The organism is Mesorhizobium sp. IMUNJ 23033, assembly GCF_044778005.1.
In the GTDB taxonomy this organism is placed as follows: Bacteria; Pseudomonadota; Alphaproteobacteria; order Rhizobiales; family Rhizobiaceae; genus Mesorhizobium; species Mesorhizobium amorphae_A.
Window position 1 is genome coordinate 1 of record NZ_JBJACT010000020.1, and the last position, 24,247, is coordinate 24,247.

The window sequence follows — 24,247 nt, forward strand, 5'->3', positions numbered from 1 at the left end:
TTGCCGCCGAGATCGGCACTCACGGTGCTGGTCGCCGTGTCGTGGTCGCCGTCCGTCACCGTCGCTGTCGCCGACAGCGTCACCTTGCCGGCGGCAAGGTCGATATGGGCGTTGTCGTTGGTCGCATCGACGTCCTCGGGCAGATGGTCGATCTGCTGGGACTGCGTCAGCGTCACCGTGCCGGCCGCATCGACGGCGATCCTGAAGATCTCGCCATGCGACACCGTCGAGCCGACCACGTCATTGCCCACCTTGGTCAGCGTGATCGCCTCACCCTGGCTGGTCAGGCCCGAAGCCGCATCGGCGACCGTCAGCGTGTAGCCGCTGATCACCGTCGTGCCGGCGCCGTCAGCGCCATAGCTCGGCGTCACCGCCGCCAGGAAGGCGGCCGCGAAGCTCGCATTCGCCGTGTCGGAGGCGGCCCCGATCGTCTGGGCATCCTGCGTCACCAGCGTCAGGCCACCATCCGCAACCGTGCCGACCGTCAGCGACGGAATGTGGTCGTCGAAGCCGATGTTGCCGCCGAGATCGGCACTCACGGTGCTGGTCGCCGTGTCGTGGTCGCCGTCCGTCACCGTCGCTGTCGCCGACAGCGTCACCTTGCCGGCGGCAAGGTCGATATGGGCGTTGTCGTTGGTCGCATCGACGTCCTCGGGCAGATGGTCGATCTGCTGGGACTGCGTCAGCGTCACCGTGCCGGCCGCATCGACGGCGATCCTGAAGATCTCGCCATGCGACACCGTCGAGCCGACCACGTCATTGCCCACCTTGGTCAGCGTGATCGCCTCACCCTGGCTGGTCAGGCCCGAAGCCGCATCGGCGACCGTCAGCGTGTAGCCGCTGATCACCGTCGTGCCGGCGCCGTCAGCGCCATAGCTCGGCGTCACCGCCGCCAGGAAGGCGGCCGCGAAGCTCGCATTCGCCGTGTCGGAGGCGGCCCCGATCGTCTGGGCATCCTGCGTCACCAGCGTCAGGCCACCATCCGCAACCGTGCCGACCGTCAGCGACGGCGCATCGTCATTGAAAGTGATCGTCAGTGTGCCCGGTGCCGTCGAGCCGTCGGCGTCGGTGATCACATAGCCGAGATCGACCGTTGCATTGTCTTCATTGTTCGGACCGCCCGTATGCAACACGTTGTCGATCAGCGTCACCGTGTAGGCGCCGGTCGCCGGATCGGTGACATGGACCGAGAACAGGTCACCGCGTGGGCCAGTCGCAGTCAATGTGTTGGTGCCCGCGTTCCAGCTGTAGGTGACGTTCTCCTGGCCGACCGTGCCGCCGGTGCCGTTGAGCGTCGCGAACGAGAAGCCGTTGGCGCCGGCGCCGTCGCCGCCGAGGCTGCCGCCGAGCGTACCCGAGAACGTCGCTTCGTTGTTGTCGCCATCTGTGTTTGGAACCGCGATATCGCCCGTCGTGCTCGCCGGATTGCCGCCGGTAAGCGCGTCATCGTCGACAGAGGCGGCCGCTGAGCCGCTCGTTGGCGTATTGGCGTCGGTCACCACAAAGCTGATGCCGGCCGTCGCGATATCGCCGTCGCCGTCCGTCACCGTGTAGGTCGCCGATGCCGCGCCCGTGCCGGCAACCGGACTGTTAGCCGTGAACGAGTAGCTGCCGTCGGCCTTGACCTTGATGAAGCCATCGCCGATGTCGATCGCCTGGGAGTAGTTGCTGTCAGCCGGATTGAACACCAGCGCCGTGCCGTCGATATGCGTCACCGTGGCGCCGTCGGCGCCGGCGACGAAATCCAGCGTGCCGGTCAGCGTCGTGCCTTCGGCAACGTTCTGCGAAGCTTCCGCGCTTGCGGTGGGAGCATCGTCATTGAAGGTAACCGTCAACGTGCCCGATGCGGTCGAGCCGTCGGCATCGGTGATGACGTAGCCCAGGTCGGCCGTCGCGTTGTTTTCGTCATTGGGACCCTGTGCCTGCAGCACGTCGTCAAGCAGCGTCACCGTGTAGGCGCCGGTCGCCGGATCGGTCACATGAACCGAGAACAGGTCGCCGCGCGGGCCTGTCGCCGTCAGCGTATTGTTGAGGGAGTTCCAGCTGTAGGTGACGTTCTCCTGGCCAACCGTGCCATTGGTGCCGTCCAGCGCTGCAAATGAGAAGCCGCCGGCGCCGTCGCCGCCGAGACTGCCGCCGAGCGTGCCGGAGAAAGTTGCTTCGCTGTTGTCGCCATCGGTGTTCGGAACCGCGATGTCGCCCGTCGTGCTTGCCGCATTGCCGCCGGCAAGCGCGTCGTCGTCGACAGAGGCCGCCGCCGTCCCGGTTGTCGGATGGTTGGCATCCGTCACCGCAAAGCTGATGCCAGCCGTCGCCGTGTCGCCGTCGCCGTCGGTCACCGTGTAGGTCGCCGATGCGGCACCCGTGCCGATGACCGGATTGTCGGCGGTGAACGAGTAGCTGCCGTCGGCCTTGACCTTGATCGAACCATCGCCGATGTCGATCACCTGGGAGTAGCCGTCGCCCCCGAAGATAAGTGCCGTGCCGTCGATATGCGTCACCGTGGCGCCGTCGGCGCCGGCGACGAAGTCCAGTGTGCCGGTGATCGTCGCGCCCTCGGCGACGTTCTGCGAGGCTTCCGCACTTGCCGTCGGCACATCGTCGACGATGTTGACGACGAGCGTGCCGTTGACGCTCTGGCCGTCCTGGTCGGTCAGCGTTACGGTTAAGTTTTCGAACAGGCTGTTCTGGTCGAGGGCGTGGGCATGCGCCTCATTGTCGTTGAGCGTGTAGGTGTAGCTCACTTCGCCTGTAGCTTGATTGTAGGCCGTCACCGACAGCGTGTTGCCGAGCGCGGTCGTGAACGAGCCGGCGGTGAACGCCCCATTGGTGATGAAGTTGTGGCCCTCGATTGCCAGCGCGGCGATGCCGTCCGGCGAGGAGATCGTGAAGGTGCCCGCACCGGTCTCGGCCGTGCTTGCCGGATTGGAGCCGGGTCCGCCCGGCGTGCCGACATTCAATGCCTCTTCATCCACCGTCACGTCGCCGCCACCGGCTTCCGGCGTCAGGTCGGTGATCACAGGCGGTGAGTTGCCGATCGAGATGGTCAGCGTGGTGTGCGAGGTGTCGCCGTCGCCGTCCTTGATCGTATAGGTGAAGACGTCATTGACGCCGCCGGCGGTGCCGGCGTCGCGGACATAGGAGTAGGTGCCGTCGGCATTGAGCGTCAGCTTGCCGTAAGTGCCCTGGATCTGCACGCCGAGCGTGGCGGCATTGTCGACATCGGTATCGGTGTTGCCGGCGGCAACGCCAACCACGGCCGCGCCATCGGCGCCCTCGGTATCGGCATTGCCGTCCGTTGCGTTGGCGTCGGCGCCATCGGTTCCGCCGGCCAGCACATTGCCGGTCGCCGGGCCGAACTGGCCGGCCGCGATGCTGTCGATGTCGGCGACCGCTGTCGGCACGTCGTCGATGATGGCGACGGCAAAAGTGGTGCTGGCCGAATCGCCGTCGACATCCGTAACCGTGATGCTGAAATTGTCCGGAACCGTATCGTTCGGATCGAATCCGTTTGTCTGCTCGGGATGGGTGACTGACTCGGTGACCGTGTAATTGTATTCGATGGCACCGGTGCCCGGATTGAAGGAGACGATCGTGATGTAGCCGAACTGCCCCTGGATCTGCTGCCCGACGCCGCTCACGGTGACGCCGTTGATGACGATCGAGCCGATACCGTCCGGTGCGTCGATGTTGATCGTTCCGATGCTGGAGGTTTCCGCGTCGCTCGGCGCGTCGCTACCTGGCGATTGGGCCGGGCCTCCGTCCAGGCCGGTTTCGCTGGCCGCCTCGTCCGGGGCGAGCAATGACGTGGCCACCACGGAAACTTGCCTGTCCACAATAGACGGGAAGAGCTCGCGCCGGTCCAATTGCCCAAACTGCAAGGCAGTCGGAGGCAGCAATGCCGAGAGGTCGAACCCGTCGCCGATGCCGCCCGGAGGAACCGCGAAGTTTCCACCGGCGCTGTCCGGGCCGTTGCCAGGTCCCGCCGAGATCGAGCCATCGGCGCCGAAGGCGACATCGACATGGCTTGCTTCCAGCGCTGCTATCAAGGCAACGCGCGGCACCTCGACGTCGCCGAGGATGAAGGTAGGCACGTTCAGGGCGCCGTCCTTGATGACGATCACCGAACCGTCAGGCTGTTCGAGCACCAGATTGTGGCCGTCGACACGGATGTTGTCGATCGAGACATTGGCCGGAAGCCTCACGACGTTGCTGGCGTCGGCGACATAGTCATGCGGCGCTGGCGCGTTTGCCGCAGCTGCAGGTGCGCCCGCCGCTGGTGGGTTTGCCGCCGCTGCCGCGGGCACTTGCGGCTGCACTGGTGCGCCGCTGCCAACATCGACGGGAACCGGATCGGCCGCTGCCGGGGCTGGCTCCCCCGTCGCAACCTGGGCGACCTGCATCTCTGCCGGTGCCGTCGCGGCGTTGTGTTCGCTGGAAGCCGAATGCTCGTTCCAAGAACCCGAAAAATTGCCCAACTCGATATTGGTGGTCATCTCTGAAACCCCTCCGGTATTTCCCGGAAAGAGACAGGGACGGCCTCTGCTTTGCAACAGTCCTTCAATCTATTTCATATATTAGAATATACAGGCATGAGCATTTTTTACGCATGGTAAACCGCTGCCATATAGCCATCTATATCTGACCTCTCGCAGGCCCTTTTCCGCGGCCGGCGGGCTACGGCCGCCTGTTCAATACAAGTATAAATTAAATTTGAATTTTAGATAAAGTAGACAAAACCAATTGCTGGAAACTTATCCACCTTCTTTTCCAATAATTTGAGACGAGGCTGGTAGCGTCCACAGTCAAAGGTGGGCACTATGACAATAAAAAAAGCTTCTCCGGCATCAACCACGTTCCGGATTCTCCTGCTGGCAATCGGCCTTGCGGGCGTGCCGCATTCGTCGTTGGCGAGCGCGATGTCGGGTGATTCGGTGCCCGCCGGTGCGCTGCTCGAAAGGCTCCAGGCGCCGTCCAGCCTGGGCGGCGTTTCGTTGGCGAGGCCTCAGCCCTGGCAGCCTGCCGCGCCCTACCGCGTCGGCTCCGTCTCCGGCAGTTACGCTCCTGCCGAGGCGGATGGCGCAAACACCTCTTCGATGGCGGAAGCCAATACCGGCATCGACCCGATGCAGACGGCGGCGATCATCCCGGGCGTGTTCGGGTCGGTTGCCCTTTCGATGCGCAACTTCCCGGTCGCGGCCCGCTGGGCGCCCGTCTACAAGGCGATCGTCGGCTGTTCGGCGGGCAGTGCGTGCGAGCGGAAGAACGCAGCTTTCGTCGCGATGGTCGACGCGGCCAAGGCCAAAGGGTTCAGCGACAAGCTGGCCTTCGTCAACACCAGCATCAACCGCCTGATCGCTTACCGGAAAGACAGCGCCGTCTACGGCAAGCTGGACTATTGGGCGAAACCTTCGGAAATCCTCGAGCGGCGCGCCGGCGACTGCGAGGATTTCGCCATCCTCAAGATGACGGCGCTGCTGCAGGCGGGCATTCCGGCGCAGAGCATGTCGCTCGTTGTCCTTCAGGATCGCAAGAGGAAGTTCTTTCACGCTGTGCTGTCGGTGAGCACGGCCAGCGGCGCCTTCATTCTCGACAGTCTTGGCAATGCCGTCCGGCGCGACAGCGATCTCCCCGACTATGTTCCGCTCTATTCCTTCAGCATGGATCGGGCCTGGATCCATGGCTCCAGAACCGGTGGCGCCGAGATGGCCGACATCAAGGGTGGTTTCACGACGATCGCCCCTGGCGAAGGCTTGCAGCCGGACATGGTTCTTGCGGACACGATTTCGGACCGCCTCGGCCCGCAGTGAGCGGCGCACTTTTCCTGGAATTGCTTTAGCCGTTGAAGACGAACGCCATCAGCAATTCAGGTTCGGCCACCGGCGCGCGCACCGCGCTCAGCTGACCCCGGTAGCGGCGCTCGCCGGCGCCGATGACGAAGCCGGTCGCGACCGGCGTCTCGCCATTGGTATCGAGCCGCGCGAATATGTCGGCAACATTGAGGTCGAGCGCCAGCTTGAGGTCGTGGCGCGCATCGTCGTTTGGTGCTGTCGGCAGCTGCCGCTTGACCAACTGCTGGAACGGCGCGTTGAACGTCAGGATCTTCTTCGACGATGACAGCGCGAAGGCAGGCGACGGACAGGCGACCAGAATGGCGTTGATCGTCCTGATCGAGGCGAGCTTTCGCAGCATCAGATTTTCTTCCGCCATGCCGCGCATGCAGGCGACCCGGATCGCCGACGTCAGGTTCCCCTGATCGGCATGGCTTTCGGCGATCTCGTCGACCAGCATGCCGATCGTGCATTTCCGCGCTTCGGCCATCTGCTTGAGCGACGCCCAGAACGCGCGTTCCAGGCGAATGCCGCGGCGTATGCCACCTCGTGCGACGACCCGGAACTCCGGGCCGAAATCATCGGCCGCAAGCGGCAGCATCAGCCGCTCGCCTTGGGTGGCGGGAAGGGCGGAGCTATCGTTCACTCATGGCCTCCTGGCGCGCTTTGTTGATCGGCTTCAGCAGGTAGTTCAGGATCGTCTTGCGCCCGGTCTTGATGTCGACCGAGCAGATCATGCCCGGGATGATCGAATAGGCCTTGCCGTCCCTTTCCAGCGTCGACGTGTCCGTCGCGACGCGCACCTGGTAGTAGGGTTCGCCCGTTTTCTGGTCGACCAGGCTGTCGGCGGTGATGTTCGAGACCTTGCCTTCGATGCCGCCGAAGATCGAGAAATCGTAGGCGGTGACCTTGATCAGCGCATCCTGGTTCTCACGAATGAAGGCGACATCGCGTGGCGAAACCCGCGCTTCGACCAAAAGGGTCTCGGAGGTGGGCACGATGCCGGCCACGACGGCGCCGGGCTGCACGAAGGCGCCGACCGTGTTCAGCTCCATCGTGTTGACGATGCCGTCCACCGGCGAACGGATGTCGGTGCGCGCGACCTTGTCGGTGGCACCGCGAATGGTCTCGTCCACCACCGAAAGCTCGGCCAGCGCCTGGGTCAGGTCGTCCAGCGCTTCCTGCTGAAGCTGGAGACCGAGCTCGTCGACCTGCAGCTGCGCTTCGGTGATGGCACCCTTGGCCTTCTTTATGGTCTCGCCGGCCAGGTTCAGCTGGCCATTGAGCTCAGCCTGCTGCCCATCGACGCGGATCTGCTCGGTCCTGGCCATCAGGCCTTTTTTGACCATCGCTTCGACCAGCTTTGCCTCCTGGTCGCTGATCACCAGGTTCTTGGTCAGGCGGTCGGCATTGGCGGTTGCTTCGTCCAGTTCCTTCTCGCGCTGGTCGAGACGCGATTTGAGCACCGACAGCTTGATGTCGAAATTCTGGCGCCGGGCGATGAGCAGTTTCTGCTCGTTGTCGCAGATCTCCGGTGCGACCGACTGGATTTCCTCCGGGCACGGAAAGGGGCCGGAAAGGCTGCCGGCCTGCTCGAATTTGAGCCTCGCGATGCGCACCTGCAATGCGCGCGCCTTGGCCTGCTGTTCGCCGAGGCTGGAGGTGTTGACCGTGTTGTCGAGCCGGATGATGAGGTCGTTCTTCTTGACCACCTGGCCGATCCTCACCGCGATTTCCTGAACCACGCCGGCCTCGCTGGCCTGGATGATCTGGGTCTTGGATGCGGGTATGACCTTGCCGTCGCCGCGCGCGATTTCATCGACTTCGGCGAACGACGCCCAGCCTACGAACGAGACGAACAGCGCCCCGATGATGAATATGGACGCCGACGCAAACAGCGGTGGGCGGTCTTCCCTTGCAAGCATTTCCCACGTCCCATTATATTGAAATGGTTCAATATAATCCGTTTTGTCAGGCGCTGTTCTTCTGCAGCGCCTGTATGACTTGTTCCTTCGGCCCGTCGGCGACGATCCGGCCTTGATCGATGACGATGAGGCGATCGGCGAGTTCGAGCATGCTGAAGCGGTGGGTCGAGACGATCAGCGTCGTGTTCCGCTCGAAAGCCACCTTGAGCTGCCTGATCAACTGCCGTTCCGAGGCAAGGTCCATCGACCCCGACGGCTCATCCAGAAAAACGATCTTCGGCTTGGTCAAAAGCAGCCGCGCGATCGCCACCGCCTGTCTCTGGCCGCCCGAGAGATTGGTGCCGCGCTCGCCGACATTCATGTCGTAGCCACGTGGGTGACGGGAGACGAATTCGTCGACGCCGGCAGCCTTCGCGGCGTCGATGATCTCCTCGTCGGAGGCTTCCGGGGCCGCCATCAGGAGGTTCTCCTTGATGGTGCCTGAAAACAGATCGCCGGCCTGGGCAACGATCCCGACTGCGGCGCGAACCTCCGAAGGGTGATATTGGCGAATGTCGATGCCGTCGAGCAGCAGTTCTCCCGAGGTCGGCAGGAAAAGCCTGCCGATCAGCCGCCCCATCGTTGTCTTGCCGGATCCGATGCGACCGATGATGCCCACCCGCTCGCCCGGTTTGACGGAGATGTTCAGCCCGCTCAGAACCTCGTTCTCCGAACCCGGATAGACAAAGCCGACATTCTTGAAGACCATCGCGCCGTTGCGGATCGGACGGTTGACGAAGCCGACCGTATCCGGCCGGTCCTCCGGTTGAGACATGATCGCGTTGACTATTCGCAGCGACAGCATGGCCTGGCGGAACCTGGACAGCGTGATGGCGATCTGGCCAAGCGGCGCCACCGCCCGGCTGGCCAGCATGACAGTGCCGATGATCGCGCCCGTCGACACATAGCCCGCGGAAAAGGCGTAGGCGCCGGCCACGACCAGCGCGACGGTCACCAACTGCTGGATGGATCCGGTGATGTTGCCGGCGGCGGCCGAAAGCTGCTTGATCTTTTCCGACGTGTTGGCAGCATTCTTGGAGTGCTCGCCCCATTTGCGCAGCAGATAGGCCTCGGCGCGCAGCGACTTGATCGTCTCGAGGGTCGAAATGGATTCGACCAACAGGGCTTGGCGCTGCGCGGCTTCGTTCATCGAGGCGGCGACACGCTTGCCGATACGGCGCTGCGTGATCAGGCCGACGATGACTGAAATCACAAAGGCCAGCGCCGGTATGATCACCAGCCAGCCACCTATCGCATAGATGACCAGCAGGAAGACGAAGACGAAGACCGTATCGATGAAGACGCTGATGGTGTTGGAGGTGAAGAACTCTCGCACGAACTCATATTGGGTCACCCGGTTTGCGTATTCACCAGTCGAACTGGGCCGCGCCGACAGTGACGAATTGAGCACTTTTTCAAACAGCAGATACGAAATCCGCAGATCCGCCTTGCGCCCGGCATAGTCGATGAGCGAGGCGCGGGCCGTCTTCAAAAGCAGATCGAACACAATGACGGCGCCGATCCCGAGCGCCAGGACCCAGAGCGTCGCGACCGCTTTGTTCGGCAGGATCCGGTCATAGACGTTCATGGTGAAGATCGGCGAGGCGATGGCGAGCAGGTTGATGAAGACCGCCGACAGCACGACCTTCGAATAGGTGCGCCAGAACGCGCCCATGGTTCCGGTCAGCCAGTGCCGTCTTTCGATCTTCGCCGCCGAGCCGACCTTCATTGCCTCGGTGGTGTTGCCATAGGTGATCGAGAAAGAGGCGCCGCCGCTGATGTAGCTTTCGACCAGCTCGGATTTACCGATAGTGGTGCGGCCGTTTTCCTGCGGAGCGGTCAGATAGTCGCCGCCTTCGATTTCCGCGAGCAGGGCGACTGGCAGCTGGCTGGCGCGAAAGACGATGGCCGGAAGGTCGAAGCGACCGCGCACGAAATCGCGGTGGTTGAATTCCGCGACCTCCAGTCCGATGCGCTCGGCCAGATGCCTGATGTCGCCGGCCTCGATGCGCGTCTCCGCGATCGGAACGCCGGCGAACAGCACGGTCTCCGCGCTCGGCCTGCCGAGATAGGCGGCAACGGCCGAAAAGCAGGCCTTGAAGGCCTCTTTGGGCGACAGGATATTGGGCTGCTGGTTCACGATCCGCTCCCGAAGGACCCGCGATCGATCTTACATCGGCTGCTTTTTCCGGACTGGAGCGAGGATGTCGAAGGGCAGATCGTTCTTCTGTTCCGACGGCGTCCGCGCATAGGTTTCAGTGTCGGCGGTTGCTGGCACGGCGAATTCGGACCGCGCATAGGCCGCGGCCTGTTTGGCCGGCTGGATGTTCATCGTCTTCAGCAACTGTCCCGTTGCCGCCAGCAGCCGATACTGGGCGAAAAGCGACGCGTAGGATGCGGTATCCGCCAGCGTCGCCGTGTTGAACCGCGTGTTCTGCGCGTCCAGCACGTCGAGCAGCGATCGCTGGCCAACCTTGAACTGTTCGCGATAGGACGCGACCAGCCGTTCGTTGGCGGCAGCCTGTTGCCGCAGCGTCTTGGCCAAGTCGGCTTGCCGGAAGCGGCGATCCCATGAGATGCGGACAGCTTCCTCGATCTCGCGCAGGACCTGATGCAGCGCTAGGCGTTGTTCGCTGGAGCGGCGGATCTGTTCCTGTTCGTTGGCCTTGTCGATGCCGCCGCGGTAGAGGTTCCAGCGCAGCACCAGCCGCGCTTGCAGGTCGTTGGTGTCGCCATCGTCGCCATCGATGTCAGTCCCCGCCCGGGCGCGACCTTCGGCGATGATGGAGGGTCCGAATTTCGCCCGTGCTGCGTCCACAAGGGAGGCCGCCGCGTCGATATCGCTGTTGGCCATGTGCACGCGCGGATTGCTTTCCCGCGCCAGCCCGATTGCTTCATCGAGCGACCTTGGCAGTGCTGCGGAGACATCGCCCGGCCTTGAAGCGTTGGTCAGCGGCTTTCCGACGGTCTTGAAGAAGCGTATCTTGGCTGCTTCCAGTTCCTCGGTGGCTTCCTGCATGCGCGCCTTGGCGGCGAACAGCCGCTCCTCGGCCTGTTGCCGGTCGGCGTCGTTCAGCGCCCCGCCGTCGATGCCCTGCCGGATGTCGCCGAGTATAGCCTGGTGGAAGCCGAGGTTTTTCTTGGCCTCGGCAACGATCGACGCCTGCAGCATGTATTCCAGATAGTCCTGGACAACGGAGAGCCCGATGAATTCGGACCGTTCCAGAACCCGGAACGAAGCGCCGTCGACGCGCGACGCCTGGCGGGTCAATTCGGCCCGTCTTGCGCCGCTGTCATAGAGCGTCTGCGAAATCGTAAGATCGGTTTCAACGGGATAGAGCGCGTCGTCCTCGATGGAAAGCGCGCGCCGGGATGGATTGTCGAGGCGCCGGGCGCTCGCCGACCCTTCCAGATCGACGCTGGGAAGGTAAAGACCTTTCGCCTGGCGCAGCTCGAATTCGATTGCTTCGCGGTTTTCAATCGCCTGGCCGATTTCCGGATTGGATTCGACGGCGACTGCCATTGCTTCTTTGAGAGTGAGTGCGCCGGCGCTTCCGCAAGCCAGCATCGACACCGTCACGGCAAGCGCAATGCGCCAGCCGACGGTCACTTTACCCGTCCTGTTCATGTCTACCCCGTGACTTTCCCCGCGCCTTGTTATTTTTTTGGCGCTTAATTGCCCAAGCCTGCCACCGGAGCTTGCGGCGAGTATCTATCAGATTTTCAAAGGATGTGAGTACTTAATGATTTAGAGGCCTCTAAAACCGGGCGTTCGCGCCATTAGACCCAATAGATGTAGCAAAAATGGCACATAGGCCTTGCGTCGCCGCACTGCTATTCAGCGCGAATCGGGCCAGAAGCACGAGTCTCCTGGAAAACTGCAGGCCCGCACCCGCGAAGCCGCCCGGTCGCCGTTACTGACCCTGCTGCAGCATTTCAGCAGTAATGCGCCCCGTTGGTAAATAAGTCGGGAGTGCAATGATTTCTCTCAGCGTCAGCTCAATCCTTTGAGACGATTGGCCTGCAAGCCTGGTCGCTCACGCCACCGACCACCCGCCATCGACCAATATATTGGCGCCGGTGATCATCGACGCCGCGGGCGAGGCCAGGAACACCACTGTTCCCGCGACATCGATCGGGTCGCCGATGCGGCCAAGCGGAATGTGCCCCAGCACATGCGCGTGAAAGTCGGGCTCGGCCAGCGATGGCCGTGTTCCGTCAGTCCAGATGAAGGTTGGCGCGACGCTGTTGACGTTGATCCGGTGTTGCGCCCATTCGGCGGCTAGGCAGCGCGTCAGGTGGTTGATCGCGGCCTTGCTCATGCAATAGATCGCCTCGCCCTTCAGCGTCACGGTGCCGGCCTGCGAGCTGATGTTGATGATGCGCCCGGATTTCTGCGCGATCATCAGTTTTGCAACTGCTTGCGTGGTGAAGAACGTGCCCTTGAGGTTGACGTTGACGGTGAGGTCGAAATCTTCCTCGGTGACGTTCTCGGCCAGGTTTTCCGGCCCGAGCCCGACATTGTTGACCAGCACATCGATGCGGCCGAAGGCGGCGTGCGCCTCGGCGACAGATTTTCGCACCGTAGCGAGATCGGTGAGATCCATCCGCACGGCCAGCGCCCGGCGGCCGATGCGCTCGATTTCGGCGACAAGCTCCGCGCCGTCGGCAGCGCTGCGCACACCGACGATCATGTCGGCGCCGGAGCCGGCGCAGGCCAGCGCGCAGGCGCGCCCGATGCCGCGCGAGGCGCCGGTGACCAGCACCACCTTGCCGGCCAGATCGAATTTCGGCGTGAATTCCGCTGTCATCTCGTCCTCCCTGGAAGTCTCCCTTCCCGAACATTAGCCGGTCGCGCTACGAAAGCCAGAAGCCTGCAAATCGCTGCGCAAAATCTATTCGGGTTCTGCACAGCGTGCGCAACAAATTGCCACGAGCGGCTGGTTTTGTTGGCAAACGGGGATCGTTCCCTGTATTGCGGGCCAAAGGCAAAAGCGTGGACGTTCTTGTATGACAAATGTCGCCCTGACCGGGCTTGCCCGCGACCTCGCCAGGCGCGCCACCGAGGGTAAGCCGGTGCGCATCGGCGTCATCGGCTCCGGCGAGATGGGCACCGATCTGGTGACACAGGGCATGCTGATGCCGGGCATTTCGGTCTGCGCGGTGTCGACCAGGCGTCCGCATACCGCCCGTGACGCCATCCGCATCGCCTATGGCGACGAGGCGATGGCGGTGGAAGCGGACACGGCCTCGAAAGTCACCGCCGCGATCGAGAATGGAAAAATCGCCATCACCTCGAACGAGATGCTGGTGACCAGTCCACTGATCGACGTCGTCATCGACGCCACCGGCAAGCCCGGTGTCGCCGCCGATTTCGACCTGAAGGCGATGGAGCACGGCAAGCACCTGGTGATGATGAATGTCGAGGCCGACGTCACCATCGGCTGCTACCTCAAGCAGCAGGCCGACCGGCTCGGCGTCGTCTATTCGGTCGGCGCGGGTGACGAGCCGTCGAGCTGCATGGAACTGATCGAGTTCGCCGCCGCTCTCGGCTACACCATCGTCTCGGCCGGCAAGGGCAAGAACAACCCGCTCAACCACGACGCCGTGCCTGACGACTATCGCGAGGAAGCGATCCGCCGCAACATGAACCCGCGCATGCTGGTCGAGTTCGTCGACGGCTCGAAGACCATGGTCGAGATGTGCGCCATCGCCAACGCCACCGGCCTGGTGCCCGATGTTCCGGGCATGCACGGCCCGAAGGCCGACCGCGATGAACTGGCCAAGGTGCTGATCCCGAAGGCTGATGGCGGCATTCTCTCCAAAAAGGGTGTCGTCGACTACACGGTCGGCAAGGGCGTCGCGCCCGGTGTCTTCGTCATCGTCGAGGCGACGCATCCGCGCGTCATCGAGCGCATGGACGATCTCCATGTCGGCCACGGCCCCTATTACAGCTTCTTCCGACCCTATCACCTGACCTCGCTGGAGGTGCCGCTGACCGCCGCCCGCATCGTGCTCTACGGCCGGCCCGATATGGTGCCGCTGCCGAAGCCGGTGGCCGAGGTCTGCGCGGTCGCCAAGCGCGATCTTGCCGCCGGCGAGAGTTTCGACGCCATCGGCGAGACCTGCTACCGATCCTGGACCATGACCGTCGGCGAGGCCCGCGCCAATCGCGCCGTGCCCGTCGGACTGCTCGAGGGCGGCAAGGTGCTGAAGCCTGTCAAAAAGGGCGAGTTGCTCACCGCCGACAACGCCGCTCCCGACCAGACGACCAGGCTGTTCGCCCTGCGCCGGCTGCAGGACGAAATGTTGTACGGGTCAAATTAAGGGTTACTTCCCCAACTCTATCGACCTCAGCCGCGCCGCTTCCACCGCCTCGGTGAGGAGTTTGGTCAACCGCTCCTCGCCCATCAGCACGGCAAGGGCGGCGGCCGTGGTGCCGTTGGGGCTGGTCACCTGCTGGCGCAGCAGGCCCGGTTCCTCACCGCTTTCGGCGGCCAGCGATGCGGCGCCATAGACGGTCTGCATGGCGAGCAGCTTGGCGGTTTGGGTCGGCAGCCCGGCCTTCACTGCCGCCACGGTCAGCGCCTCGATGAAATGGAAGATATAGGCCGGCCCTGAGCCGGACACTGCCGTCACCGCGTCCATCAGGCTCTCGTCGTCGATGGTGGCCACTTCCCCGCTCGCCGACAGCAGGTCGGCGACGAAACGCCTGGCGTCGTCGGAAACCAGCGGGTTGGAAAACACCACCATCATGCCCTTGCCGATGGCCGCCGGCGTGTTCGGCATGCAGCGCACGATCGGCGCGCGATGGCCGAGGATCGCCTCGAAGGTGGCGACAGGTGTGCCGGCGGCGATGCTGACGAAGGTGGTGCGGCCGTCGCCAAAGCGCTTGTAGGCGGCGGTCACGTCGCGGATCACCTGCGGCTTGACGGCGATGACGACAAGCGCTGGCACCGCATCCGCCGGAATTGCAGCGGCATCGGTCGCCGCGCCGCATCCCAGTGCTTCGGCACGCTTGCGCAGATCGTCATTGGGCTCGACAACGAAGACTGCTGCCGGGGGAAGCTTGCCGGATTTCAGCCAGCCCCAAAGCATGGCGTAACCCATATTGCCGCAGCCGGCGAGAACGAGCCTGATCGTCATTGAAGAACCTCCGCGAAGATGGCTCTCAATAGACGCTCGCGGCGGGACGGGAAAGCCCTCGCCGGAGGAGCAATCAGGAAGGCCGCACCGCAATCGGCCGCAGCGACACTTGCCTCAAACCAAGAACGCCGAGCACGAAGAACAGCCAGACCGGGTCGCCGCGGTGGAAGAAGAAGCTTTCCAGGAAGGCGTTCAGTGCCGCGAACAGCACTACCATCATGAAGAAGTCGCCGAGGTAGATGTTCTCCTTGCGCAGCGGGATGCGCATGTAGTCGCGCAGCGGCGCAATGAGGAAGGTGTAGACCGCAACGCAGAGCGCCGGGATGCCCATCAGCACGGCAATGTCGAGATAGCCGTCATGGCCGTGCACAATGGTTCTGATATCCCAGGGCCGGTCGAAAGGCTGGTCCTGGTTGAGCAGCAGCGGCGTGCCCCAGAAGCTCTCATAGCCGTAGCCGGTCCAGGGCTTCTTCGCCAGCATGTCGCCGGCGAACTCCCACAGCGTGGTGCGCCCGGTATAGGTCAGGTCGGGAAAATAGATCGCCGCCAGATGCTTCACCGGCGGCAGGAAGACGATGCCCAGCGTGCCGACCGCCGTGGCGATGATTGCCGCCGCAAACAGGATCGGCGTGCCGAGCCGCATGCCGATCAAGCTCGGCAGCACCACGATCAGGATCGAGAACGGCACCAGGCCCGCCGTCGTCTTGGAGCCGGTATGCAGCATGAAGATCATCGCCGCGCAGAAGATTATCGCGCCCCACCAGCGTTGCTCGCGCCGATAGAGATAGAGGCCGGCAAAGCTGAAGCAGGCCATGATCGGCCCGGCGATGTTCTTGTGGGTGAACACACCGCGCCACAGGCCGGCATGCTCCGGCTCCTGCGAGTCGGCCGTGTGCATGGCCTCGTGCGGAAAGACGATGAGGCCGAGGTAGGAGAGGCCCATGACGACGATGGCGGTGAAGATAATGACTTTCGAGAAAGCCTCGCCGTCGCGCGGCAGCACCAGGATCGTCGCCATCGTCAGGATGCCGATCAGCGTGAAGGATGCCGCGCGCATCGCCGACGGCGGATCGGTCGCCAGTATGACCGACAGCATGAAGCAGCCCAGCATCAGCATCCAGGACGGGCTGAGCAGCGAGCGCACTACACGCGGGTCGGCGAAGGCCATCAGCGAGAAGATCGAGATTGCGCCGAGCGACGAGAAGCCGAGCTGGTTGACGATGTCGCCGCCTTCGCCGGTGAGCTGGGCGCCGGCCGGCTGAAAGGGGCGGAAGGACACCAGGATCATGGTGAACAGCAGCGCCGCGATCGCCGTCGCCACGCCCTCGCGCGTGAACGCCGCGCTGAGCGGTGCCCGCTCAGTTCTTCTCAGGCTGCCGGTATTGCTCATTGGCATATCCGAATTCGGCGAGCACGCGGCCGAGCGCGACATGGATGGGGTAAAGTGCCGTCGCCAGCGATCCGGTCCGCACCAGCCGGACCGCGCCGCGCAGCGGCGAGGCGGCAAGCAGTGCCAGGCTCTTCGCAAACACTTTGGCGCCGGCAAGCGGCGTGCCGGCACGTTTCTTCTTTTCGACCAGGGTCGAGATCACGCCGTTGCGCAGGCTGCGGGCGCGGATCCAGTCGACCGCGACACGACGGGCCGGAACGGTCTCCTGTACCTTCGCCTCGGCGCACCAGCCGAGCACGAAGCCCCTCTGCGCCGCCCGGCTGAGGAAATCGGAATCGCCGCCGCCCATGAAATTGAATCTGAGATCGAGGAAGGGCGGCCCCATGGCGGTCAGCACGTTGCGCCCGACCAGCAAATTGCCGGAGGAATAGAGCGCCGCAACAAGCCCGGTTTTCCGGTAGGGTGGCGCGAAGACCGGGTGTTCCGCCCATCTCGCATGCGCCGGTTCGGCAAACACGGGCACTTGCGGGCCGCCGACAATGTCGGCGCCGAGCGTCTCGGCCGCCTTGCACATGTTCTCCAGCCAGAACGGGTCGGCGATCTCGTCGTCGTCGATGACCAGCAGATGCCTGAAGTCGGGGAAATGCACGATCGCGGTCTGCCAGCCGGCATTGTAGGCGCTGCAATTGCCGCGCTCATGCGCGATGATCACCATACCGGCGATCTCGCCGCGCGAGAACAGCGGCAGCGCCGCCTTGGCGCCGTCGCGCGCCTCAGCCTCGTTTTCCATGACGATGACGGCGAAGCGCCTGGCGGTCTGTTGCGCCTTGAGCGACGCCAGCGTCGCGAGCACCTGTTCGGGCCGTTTGAAAGTCGGCAGCGTGACGACGGCTTCGATGGTCTCGGCGGCGAGCCCCGGAGACCGTCCCGCGATCGATACCGAACCGTCCGATGGCAATGGGATCATCCGTGTCCAGCCGCCTGGTGATTTTGGTTTTCGATAGCACCCCGGTGATAACGTTTCGTTAATCACCTTTCGCGGCGAAGCCCGCAAAACCGAGACTCCCGGCCTCGATTGCGTTCACTTAATCAAGGGTTCACCCCGCTTTGCTATCTGGGCTGCACTGGATAGGTGAGATGCATCTGCTGTTCGCCACATCGATCGTACCCGACGGCGCTCTCGCTTCGGGTTACGAAATCGCCAACGCTGCGATCATCGCTGCTTTGCGGCGCGCCGGCGCGCGAGTCACCGTGATCGGCTTCACCTGGCCGGGAAAGCCTGCCGCCGATCCGGAAAACACAATCGTGCTTGGCGCCGTCGACGTGCGCACCGAGAGCGCCTCGCCGCTGCAGAAGCTCGCCTGGGTTGCCAGGGCGGTGCTGTCAGGTCTCACCTTCGCATCGGTCAAGCTGCGCGTGGTCTCCGACGCGGAAGTCCGCGCCGCCGTCGAGCGCGCCGGGCCTTTCGACGGCTATGTACTCAATTCCGTGCAGTTCGCCGGCGCCTTCGAAAAGCTGTTCGGCGACCGTCCCTCGATCTTCGTCGCCCACAATGTCGAACATCGCTCGGCGCAAGAAAATGCGGCCGCCGCGGGCAGCATTCTCCAGCGCCTGCTGTTTCGCCGCGAGGCACGGCTGCTCAAGAGCGTGGAAGAGCGGCTTTGCCGCCGGGCTCGCTTCGTTTTCACTCTGGCCGATGAAGACCGCGTAGCGCTCGGCGTCGCCTCAGATGATCGCTCGGTGGTGCTGCCCTTGGTGACCCGCGCCGATGCGCCGGCAAGAACGGGCCAGCGCCGCATCGAATGCGACGCAGCACTGATCGGCACCTGGACCTGGCAGCCGAACCGCATCGGGCTCGACTGGTTCCTGGGCAAGGTGGTGCCGCATCTGAGGCCTGGCTTCCGCATCAGGATCGCCGGCGGTATGCCGTCCGGCATCACGTCCACGCATCCCGGTGTCCAATTCGTCGGCCGCGTGCCTGACGCGCAAGCCTTCGTGCGCGCTGCGGCCGTCATTCCGCTGATCAGCACGGCCGGCAGCGGCGTGCAGTTGAAGACCATCGAGACCTTCGAGCTCGGCCTGCCTTCAGTCGCCACCAGCCGCTCGTTGCGCGGCATCGATCACCGGCCGGACAATTGCGTCGTCACCGACGATCCCGTTGCCTTCGCCGCGGCACTCGAAACTGCTGCTTCCGCTGTCAGGGATGTCGATGGCGGCGCTTTCCATCGCCGCCAGGTGAGGGCGCTCGACGCCGCGATCAGGCTCGGCCTGAACAAGCTTGGTCCGGTCAGGCAGGAGGTGTTTGCATGAATATGCACACCGCCCGCGCCGCCATCGGGCGCGACACGTTGAAGACGATCCTCGGCATTCCGGTTCTCGCCATCCGTTGGGACGACGCCATCACCATGCTTGCCCGGCTGATCGCCGAGCGTCGCTTCACCAAGGTCAGCTTCCTCAACGCGCACAACGCCAACATCGCCTATACCGACCCGACCTTTGCCGAAGCGCTCGATGACTTTCTCATCCTGCCTGACGGCGTCGGTGTCGACATGGCGGCAAAACTTCTCTACGGCGCGCCGTTCCCGGACAATCTCAACGGCACCGATTTCATCCCGGCCTTCCTGAAGGCGTCGTCCCGGCCATTAACCGTCGGCTTGCTCGGCGCGACGCGCGTCAACGCCGAGGCGGCGTCGTCGAAGCTTTCGGCGCTCGCCGTGCAGCACAAATTCGTCGTCATCCATGACGGCTATTTCTCCGCCGCCGAGGAGCCGACGATCGTCGACAAGATCGAAATGCTGCGGCCCGACGTGCTGCTCGTCGCCATGGGCGTGCCGCGCCAGGAACTGTGGATCGCGCGCCACATCGACCAGCGCCATTGCACGCTGCCGATCGCCGTCGGAGCGCTGCTCGATTTCCTCAGCGGCACCGTACCGCGGGCGCCGCTGTGGATGCGTCGTCTGCGGCTCGAATGGCTGTTTCGCCTGTGGATCGAGCCCGGCCGCCTCTGGCGTCGCTACGTGGTCGGCAACCCGTTGTTCCTGTGGCGCGTCGTCGGGCAGAAATTCTCGGGCGCCGGAGCAGGCCCCGGAGCAAACCATTGAACAGGCGGTTCGTGCCTGACGCCGCCGCAGGGTCCGATCCGCTGCGGCAGGCGCCGACGGCCGCGGTCGTGACCGCCAGCTATGCGCCGGATTTCGAGCGCTGCCGTCTGTTGTGCGAAACGATGGACCGCCAGGTCTCGCGTGTCGCGCATCACTACGTCCTGGTCGAGCACCGCGACGTGGCGCTGTTTCGCCAATTGGAGACCGGCAGCCGCACCGTCGTCGACGAGCGGGACCTCTTGCCGCGTTGGCTGCGTGTCGTCGACGATCCGGCGAGCCTGTTTCGCCGCCGCGTCTGGCTCAGCCTGAAGACCCAGCCGCTGCGCGGCTGGCATGTGCAGCAGCTTCGCCGCATCGCCATCGCGGCGCATGCGAAGGAGGACGTGCTGGTCTTCTGCGATTCCGATGTTGCCTTCGTCAGGCCGTTCGACCTGAGCGCCTTCTGTCGCGACGGCAAGGTGCGGCTGTTCCGGCGTGACGGCGTCTTGTCCGGCGAAGGGCATGAGGAGCATCGCATCTGGTCGCGCAACGCCGGTTCGGCGCTAGGCATCGATAGATCCAAGGTTTCGACGCACGACTACATCTCGACGCTGATCGCCTGGCGCCGGCAAACCGTGACGGCGATGTGCGCCCGGATCGAGAAAGCCCATGGCCGCAGTTGGGTCGAGGTCGTTGGCTCGAAAAGAAAATTCTCCGAATGCATGATCTACGGCCGCTATGTCGACGAGGTGCTGGAGCGCGCCGGCCATTTCCACGGTTCGGAAGAGTTCTGCCGCGTCCACTGGACCGGCGAGGCGCTGTCGGACGACGAGTTCCGCCGCTTCGTCGCCGCCATGGCGCCGCAACAGGTGGCGATCGGCATGCAGTCCTTCATCGGCACCGATATCGGCCGTATCCGCCGCCTGATCGGGCTGGGCAAGTCTTAGATTGCCTTCGCCGGCCTGCGCATCGCCGAATAGGTGAGCAGCGCCGACGCGAGATAGAGCAGCAGGAACACGATGTTGAGCGACAGCACCAGATTGGGCGTGTCGGCGATCGCGGTCAGCACATAGGTCAAAAGCACCGCCTTCAGCCCGGCCAGCAGGCCGAGGTTGAGCGCCCTGACCGCCGTCTGGCCGCGCGCGAACAAGAGCTCGGCCTGGTATTCGACCAGGTTGCGCAGTCCTGGAACGCAGATCGCCAGCGCCACCAGCGGCGCCGCCTCCGCGACATTCCTGCCCAGCGCATTGGGGAAGAAATGCAGCACGATGCCGAGCGCTGCGAGCGCCAGCGTCGAGACCAGGAACACGCCGCCTTCGATGCCGCTCTTGACCGCCAGCCGCGACAGCAGTTCCGGCGCCCGCATGATCCGCTGCACCAGCATCATCGAGAAGGTGCGGATCGGGATCGCCGTCAGGTCGACCAGCCGCATGATGATGGCGTAGATGCCGGCAAGATGCGGCCCGCCGATCGCCAGCACCAGGAGCTTGTCGAACTCCATCTGCAAATAGAACAGCACCTCGGCGCCGGCGACGTAGATCGAATCGGCAAGCCGCCTGAGATAAAGCTCGGTGCGCAGTCTCAGCCGCTGGCGCGGATAGAAGAAGCCGAAGGCAATGATCAGCGAAACGGCATTGGCGCCGATGTAGTACCAAGACCAGACACCGACCGTGTGCTTCGCCGCAAACATCAACAGCACGGCGCCGGCGGCCCGCAACGCTGTCGCCAGGATCGTCAGCACGGCGGCGCGGCCGAATTTGCCGAGGCCGTTGTTGACGATCAGCACTACCTCGACCGGCCGCCACAAAAGCGCCTCGGCAAAGACGATGGCCGCGAAGACCGAAAGCGGCACGGTGCTGGCAAAGAAGACCATGTAGACGCCGTATGAGGCGGCGGCCAGCAACGGCAGCGACACGACGCCAAGCAGCAGGAAGCCGGCGGTGAAGGTGCCGATCAGATTGGGGCGGATGGTGGCGGTGCGGTACAGCGCCGAGATGAAGCCGAAGGCGAGGATGCGCGACAGCATGACGCCAGCCGCCGATGCGGTGGCGAACATGCCGAACTCGGCGATGGACAGCGTGTTGGCCAAGGCGATGAAATAGGCGAGCGAGAACACCAGCCGCCCGCCGGCGCCGCTGATGGCGGAGAAATAGTCGATGACAAGCTTCCGCCGTGCGGCCACGAAGGTGCCGATCCGGGCGAAGGTCCGCCTTTGCGGTATGTCACTGGCTTGGGTCATGTGTCCGGCAGAACATAGGCCGGAAAGCTTAACGTGCGGTTCTGGACGCCTCGATCGCACCTGAAAACGATGCAATCAAAGCGCGAAAACTCTCCCTTCCTCATCCGAAAATTAACCATTTGTTTCCTATGCCTGTTTAGCGTGGCTTAACGATTGGCCGACGCCTTTCCCAAGCCGCCGAACAGTAAAGTTCCAAGAAAATGGTCGACAGGGAAAACCGAGACGACTGGAGGCGTGAGCGCTCTCTGCTGGCGCTCGGTCAGGCCATGCGTGGCGAGGACGAGGCCGACGCGTCGCTGGTGTCGATCGGCGACCGGGCAGACCCGGCATGGCGCGAGGATGCCGCCGCACGCCACCGTCTCGCCCGCTCACAACGCGAGGCGCGGTCGAACCCGCCTGCGGCCACGGCAGAGCCCGACCAGTATCAGCCCGGTGGCGGCCCCGTTTTGGAAGAGGCCTCGCCCGAGGACGGTTGGGCGGCTCGAAACAGCTACGCGCAGGCCGGGCCGCGCGAAGAGCCAGTTGTCCGCCCCTCCCAGGACTACCGCGCCAAAGCCGCCTTCGAGCCTCGATACGCCAGCGAAGAGCGGCGGCCCGCAGGGGCTGATGACGACGGGCAGGAATGGAAGCCGCTGATCGATCCGGCGCATGTCGTTCGCGGCATTGCCCGTTCGAAGCTGCTGATCCTGTCGACGACAATACTGGGTGCGGCGCTCGGCATCGCCATCGCCCTGTCGACGCCGAAGAAATACGAAGCCACCACCCAAGTGGTCATCGAGCCGGGCGACCTGAAGCTTTCCGACAACGATCTCACTCAACCGGTCGGGCAGCCCGATGCCGCGCTGGCCGTCGTCGAAACCCGGATCAAGATGGTGTCGTCCGGCAAGGTCCTCGACCAGGTCGTCAAGGATCTCAATCTTGTCAACGATCCGGAGTTCAACGGGCAAGGTTCCGGCGGCCTTGGCGTCATATCGCTCATCCGCTCGATACTGTCACGCCAGGATGGACCTGGCGGCGCCGATGACATTCGCCGCCAGGCGCTGGCGGTTGGCAATCTGGCCGAGAGCCTGTCGGTCGAGCGCAGCGGCAAGACTTTTGTCGTTTCCATCAGCGCCACCACCCAAAGTGCCGAGAAGTCGGCGAACATCGCCAACACGACGAGAACCGTCTTCCAGGAGGAGGCGGCCAACTACCAGTTCGACATGGCCGGACGCGCGACGAACCAACTGACGTCCAAGCTCGATGACTTGCGCAAGGGTGTCGAGGCGGCCGAGCGCAAAGTCGAGGATTTCAGGGCCACGCATGGTCTTATCGACGCGCAGGGCCATTTGATCAGCGACGATCAGATGCTGAAGCTCAACGAGCAACTCTCCGTTGCCCGCGCCCGCACGCTGGAGCTCAATGCGCGAGCGGCGTCGACGCGTTCGATCAACGTGAATTCGGTTCTCAACGGCACCTTGCCAGAAGAAATCAACTCCAACATGATGAGCGAACTGCGCTCGCAATATGCGACGCTGAAGCAGGAGGCCGACCGCGCCGCGGTACGGCTTGGGCCGCGCCATCCCGAATTCCAGGCGCTCAGTGCCCAGCTCGATGGCGCGCGCGAGCGCATCGCCGGCGAACTGCGTCGTATCTCCTCTTCACTGCAGGTCGACCTCAAGCGCGCGGTCCAGGTCGAGCAGGACCTGGCTTCGCGCCTGGCGCAGGCAAAGGTCCAAAGCGGCGACGTCAACAACGACCTGGTCAGCTTGCGCGAACTGGAGCGTGACGCCGCGGCCAAGCGTTCCGTCTATGAGCGCTATCTTCTGCGCGCCAAGGAGACCGGCGAACAGGAAAACATCAACACCACCAACATCAATCTGATGACCGAGGCTCGACCCCCACTCGAACCAAACGGGCCGTCGCGCGCCGTGATTGCGCTTGCCGGACTGCTGCTCGGGCTGGCCGCCGGCATCGGCCTCGGCGGCATGCGCGGCGCCTATGAGAGCGTGCGCGAAACTGCGGCGTTCCGGTCCCGGAGCAAGACCGACAAAAGCAGGCCGGCTTTCGACGACAAGGCCTATCGCGCTGCACCGCCGCCGGCCGCACCGGCCGCGCGGCCACCGGCTGCACCGCAAGTTTCGAGGCCCCAGGCCGTCGACGTTGGGACCGAACAGTCCGGACCGATTGGCGCAGTGCTTTCAGCCATAGGCGGGCTTCTTCCAGGCAAACAGCAGAAGCCTGCCACGATGCGCGCCGACAAGCCCGTCTCGCCCCCCGTCGCCCAGGCGACAAAGCCGGTACGGAACGCAGATCCGCAACTGAAGTACCAGCAGGAGACTCCGCGCCAGTCGATGTATCCGGCTCCTCGGGCGGAGGCCTACTCCCATGCCAGCCAGCCCGAATACCCTCAGGATCGGTATGCACAGACACCGCCGAGCCCCACTCAACAGCCAGTGATGCCTCCGCTTGGGCAGGGACCGAATCCTCCTCAGGAACCGGACGCCGATCAGCAGACCCAGATCGATGAAATCCGCGACAGCCTGCGCGAGTTCCGCGATGCGGTGCGCGAACTGACCGAAAGCCGTTCAAACCGCCGCTATTTCTAGAACTCCCGG

16 protein-coding genes are annotated in these 24,247 nt (G+C 64.0%); 6 read left to right on the top strand and 10 right to left on the bottom strand.

Features of this window, described 5'->3' with window-relative positions; translation table 11 throughout:
• Window positions 1-4,496, bottom strand: a 4,496-nt coding sequence (locus tag ACFX5Q_RS20735; RefSeq protein ID WP_404281070.1) for a beta strand repeat-containing protein, incomplete at its 3' end; no start/stop codon positions are given.
• Window positions 4,497-4,919: 423 nt separating this feature from the next.
• Here ACFX5Q_RS20735 and ACFX5Q_RS20740 point away from each other — a divergent pair.
• Window positions 4,920-5,810, top strand: a complete 891-nt coding sequence (locus ACFX5Q_RS20740; RefSeq protein WP_404281072.1) for a transglutaminase-like cysteine peptidase — start codon at window positions 4,920-4,922, stop codon at window positions 5,808-5,810.
• A 25-nt stretch (window positions 5,811-5,835) separates the two neighbouring features.
• Here ACFX5Q_RS20740 and ACFX5Q_RS20745 read toward each other — a convergent pair whose 3' ends face one another.
• The 5 genes from ACFX5Q_RS20745 to ACFX5Q_RS20765 form a co-directional block, all read right to left on the bottom strand.
• On the bottom strand, window positions 5,836-6,432 hold the full coding sequence (locus ACFX5Q_RS20745) for a ribbon-helix-helix domain-containing protein (protein WP_404281248.1): 597 nt from the start codon (window positions 6,430-6,432) through the stop codon (window positions 5,836-5,838).
• Window positions 6,433-6,466: 34 nt separating this feature from the next.
• Window positions 6,467-7,756 carry an HlyD family type I secretion periplasmic adaptor subunit gene (locus tag ACFX5Q_RS20750; protein WP_404281075.1) on the bottom strand — a complete coding sequence of 430 codons (1,290 nt, stop codon included), beginning with the start codon at window positions 7,754-7,756 and terminating at the stop codon, window positions 6,467-6,469.
• Between the two features lie 46 nt (window positions 7,757-7,802).
• Window positions 7,803-9,935: a type I secretion system permease/ATPase gene (locus ACFX5Q_RS20755; protein ID WP_404281078.1), complete on the bottom strand. Its 2,133-nt coding sequence runs from the start codon at window positions 9,933-9,935 to the stop codon at window positions 7,803-7,805.
• Between the two features lie 30 nt (window positions 9,936-9,965).
• The gene (locus ACFX5Q_RS20760; protein WP_404281080.1) at window positions 9,966-11,423 is read right to left on the bottom strand and encodes a TolC family protein; all 1,458 of its coding nucleotides are present in this window, start codon (window positions 11,421-11,423) and stop codon (window positions 9,966-9,968) included.
• Between the two features lie 409 nt (window positions 11,424-11,832).
• Complete coding sequence (locus ACFX5Q_RS20765) at window positions 11,833-12,606, bottom strand: SDR family NAD(P)-dependent oxidoreductase (protein WP_192181805.1); 774 nt, start codon at window positions 12,604-12,606, stop codon at window positions 11,833-11,835.
• A gap of 199 nt (window positions 12,607-12,805) precedes the next feature.
• On the opposite strand from ACFX5Q_RS20765, the gene ACFX5Q_RS20770 reads away from it, so the two are divergent.
• A complete protein-coding gene (locus ACFX5Q_RS20770) occupies window positions 12,806-14,122 on the top strand; it encodes an NAD(P)H-dependent oxidoreductase (protein WP_404281083.1) in 1,317 nt (438 codons plus the stop codon).
• Between the two features lie 3 nt (window positions 14,123-14,125).
• On the opposite strand, the gene proC is transcribed toward ACFX5Q_RS20770, so the two are convergent.
• From proC to ACFX5Q_RS20785, 3 genes are all read right to left on the bottom strand, one after another.
• The gene (gene proC / locus ACFX5Q_RS20775) at window positions 14,126-14,941 is read right to left on the bottom strand and encodes a pyrroline-5-carboxylate reductase (RefSeq protein ID WP_404281085.1); all 816 of its coding nucleotides are present in this window, start codon (window positions 14,939-14,941) and stop codon (window positions 14,126-14,128) included.
• Between the two features lie 73 nt (window positions 14,942-15,014).
• Complete coding sequence (locus ACFX5Q_RS20780; protein WP_404281086.1) at window positions 15,015-16,331, bottom strand: O-antigen ligase family protein; 1,317 nt, start codon at window positions 16,329-16,331, stop codon at window positions 15,015-15,017.
• Window positions 16,300-17,298 carry a glycosyltransferase family 2 protein gene (locus ACFX5Q_RS20785; RefSeq protein ID WP_404281088.1) on the bottom strand — a complete coding sequence of 333 codons (999 nt, stop codon included), beginning with the start codon at window positions 17,296-17,298 and terminating at the stop codon, window positions 16,300-16,302. The genes ACFX5Q_RS20780 and ACFX5Q_RS20785 overlap by 32 nt, the downstream gene beginning before the upstream one ends.
• 170 nt (window positions 17,299-17,468) lie before the next feature.
• On the opposite strand from ACFX5Q_RS20785, the gene ACFX5Q_RS20790 reads away from it, so the two are divergent.
• Genes ACFX5Q_RS20790 through ACFX5Q_RS20800 form a run of 3 tightly spaced genes read left to right on the top strand, consistent with a single transcriptional unit; the run spans window position 17,469 to window position 20,358 of the window.
• A complete protein-coding gene (locus ACFX5Q_RS20790) occupies window positions 17,469-18,641 on the top strand; it encodes a glycosyltransferase family 4 protein (RefSeq protein WP_404281089.1) in 1,173 nt (390 codons plus the stop codon).
• A complete protein-coding gene (locus tag ACFX5Q_RS20795; RefSeq protein ID WP_404281091.1) occupies window positions 18,638-19,432 on the top strand; it encodes a WecB/TagA/CpsF family glycosyltransferase in 795 nt (264 codons plus the stop codon). The genes ACFX5Q_RS20790 and ACFX5Q_RS20795 overlap by 4 nt, the downstream gene beginning before the upstream one ends.
• A complete protein-coding gene (locus ACFX5Q_RS20800; RefSeq protein ID WP_404281092.1) occupies window positions 19,429-20,358 on the top strand; it encodes a DUF6492 family protein in 930 nt (309 codons plus the stop codon). The genes ACFX5Q_RS20795 and ACFX5Q_RS20800 overlap by 4 nt, the downstream gene beginning before the upstream one ends.
• Here ACFX5Q_RS20800 and ACFX5Q_RS20805 read toward each other — a convergent pair.
• A complete protein-coding gene (locus ACFX5Q_RS20805; protein WP_404281094.1) occupies window positions 20,355-21,650 on the bottom strand; it encodes a lipopolysaccharide biosynthesis protein in 1,296 nt (431 codons plus the stop codon). The genes ACFX5Q_RS20800 and ACFX5Q_RS20805 overlap by 4 nt on opposite strands.
• A gap of 200 nt (window positions 21,651-21,850) precedes the next feature.
• On the opposite strand from ACFX5Q_RS20805, the gene ACFX5Q_RS20810 reads away from it, so the two are divergent.
• A complete protein-coding gene (locus ACFX5Q_RS20810) occupies window positions 21,851-24,238 on the top strand; it encodes a Wzz/FepE/Etk N-terminal domain-containing protein (RefSeq protein ID WP_404281096.1) in 2,388 nt (795 codons plus the stop codon).
• Window positions 24,239-24,247: the final 9 nt, after the last annotated feature.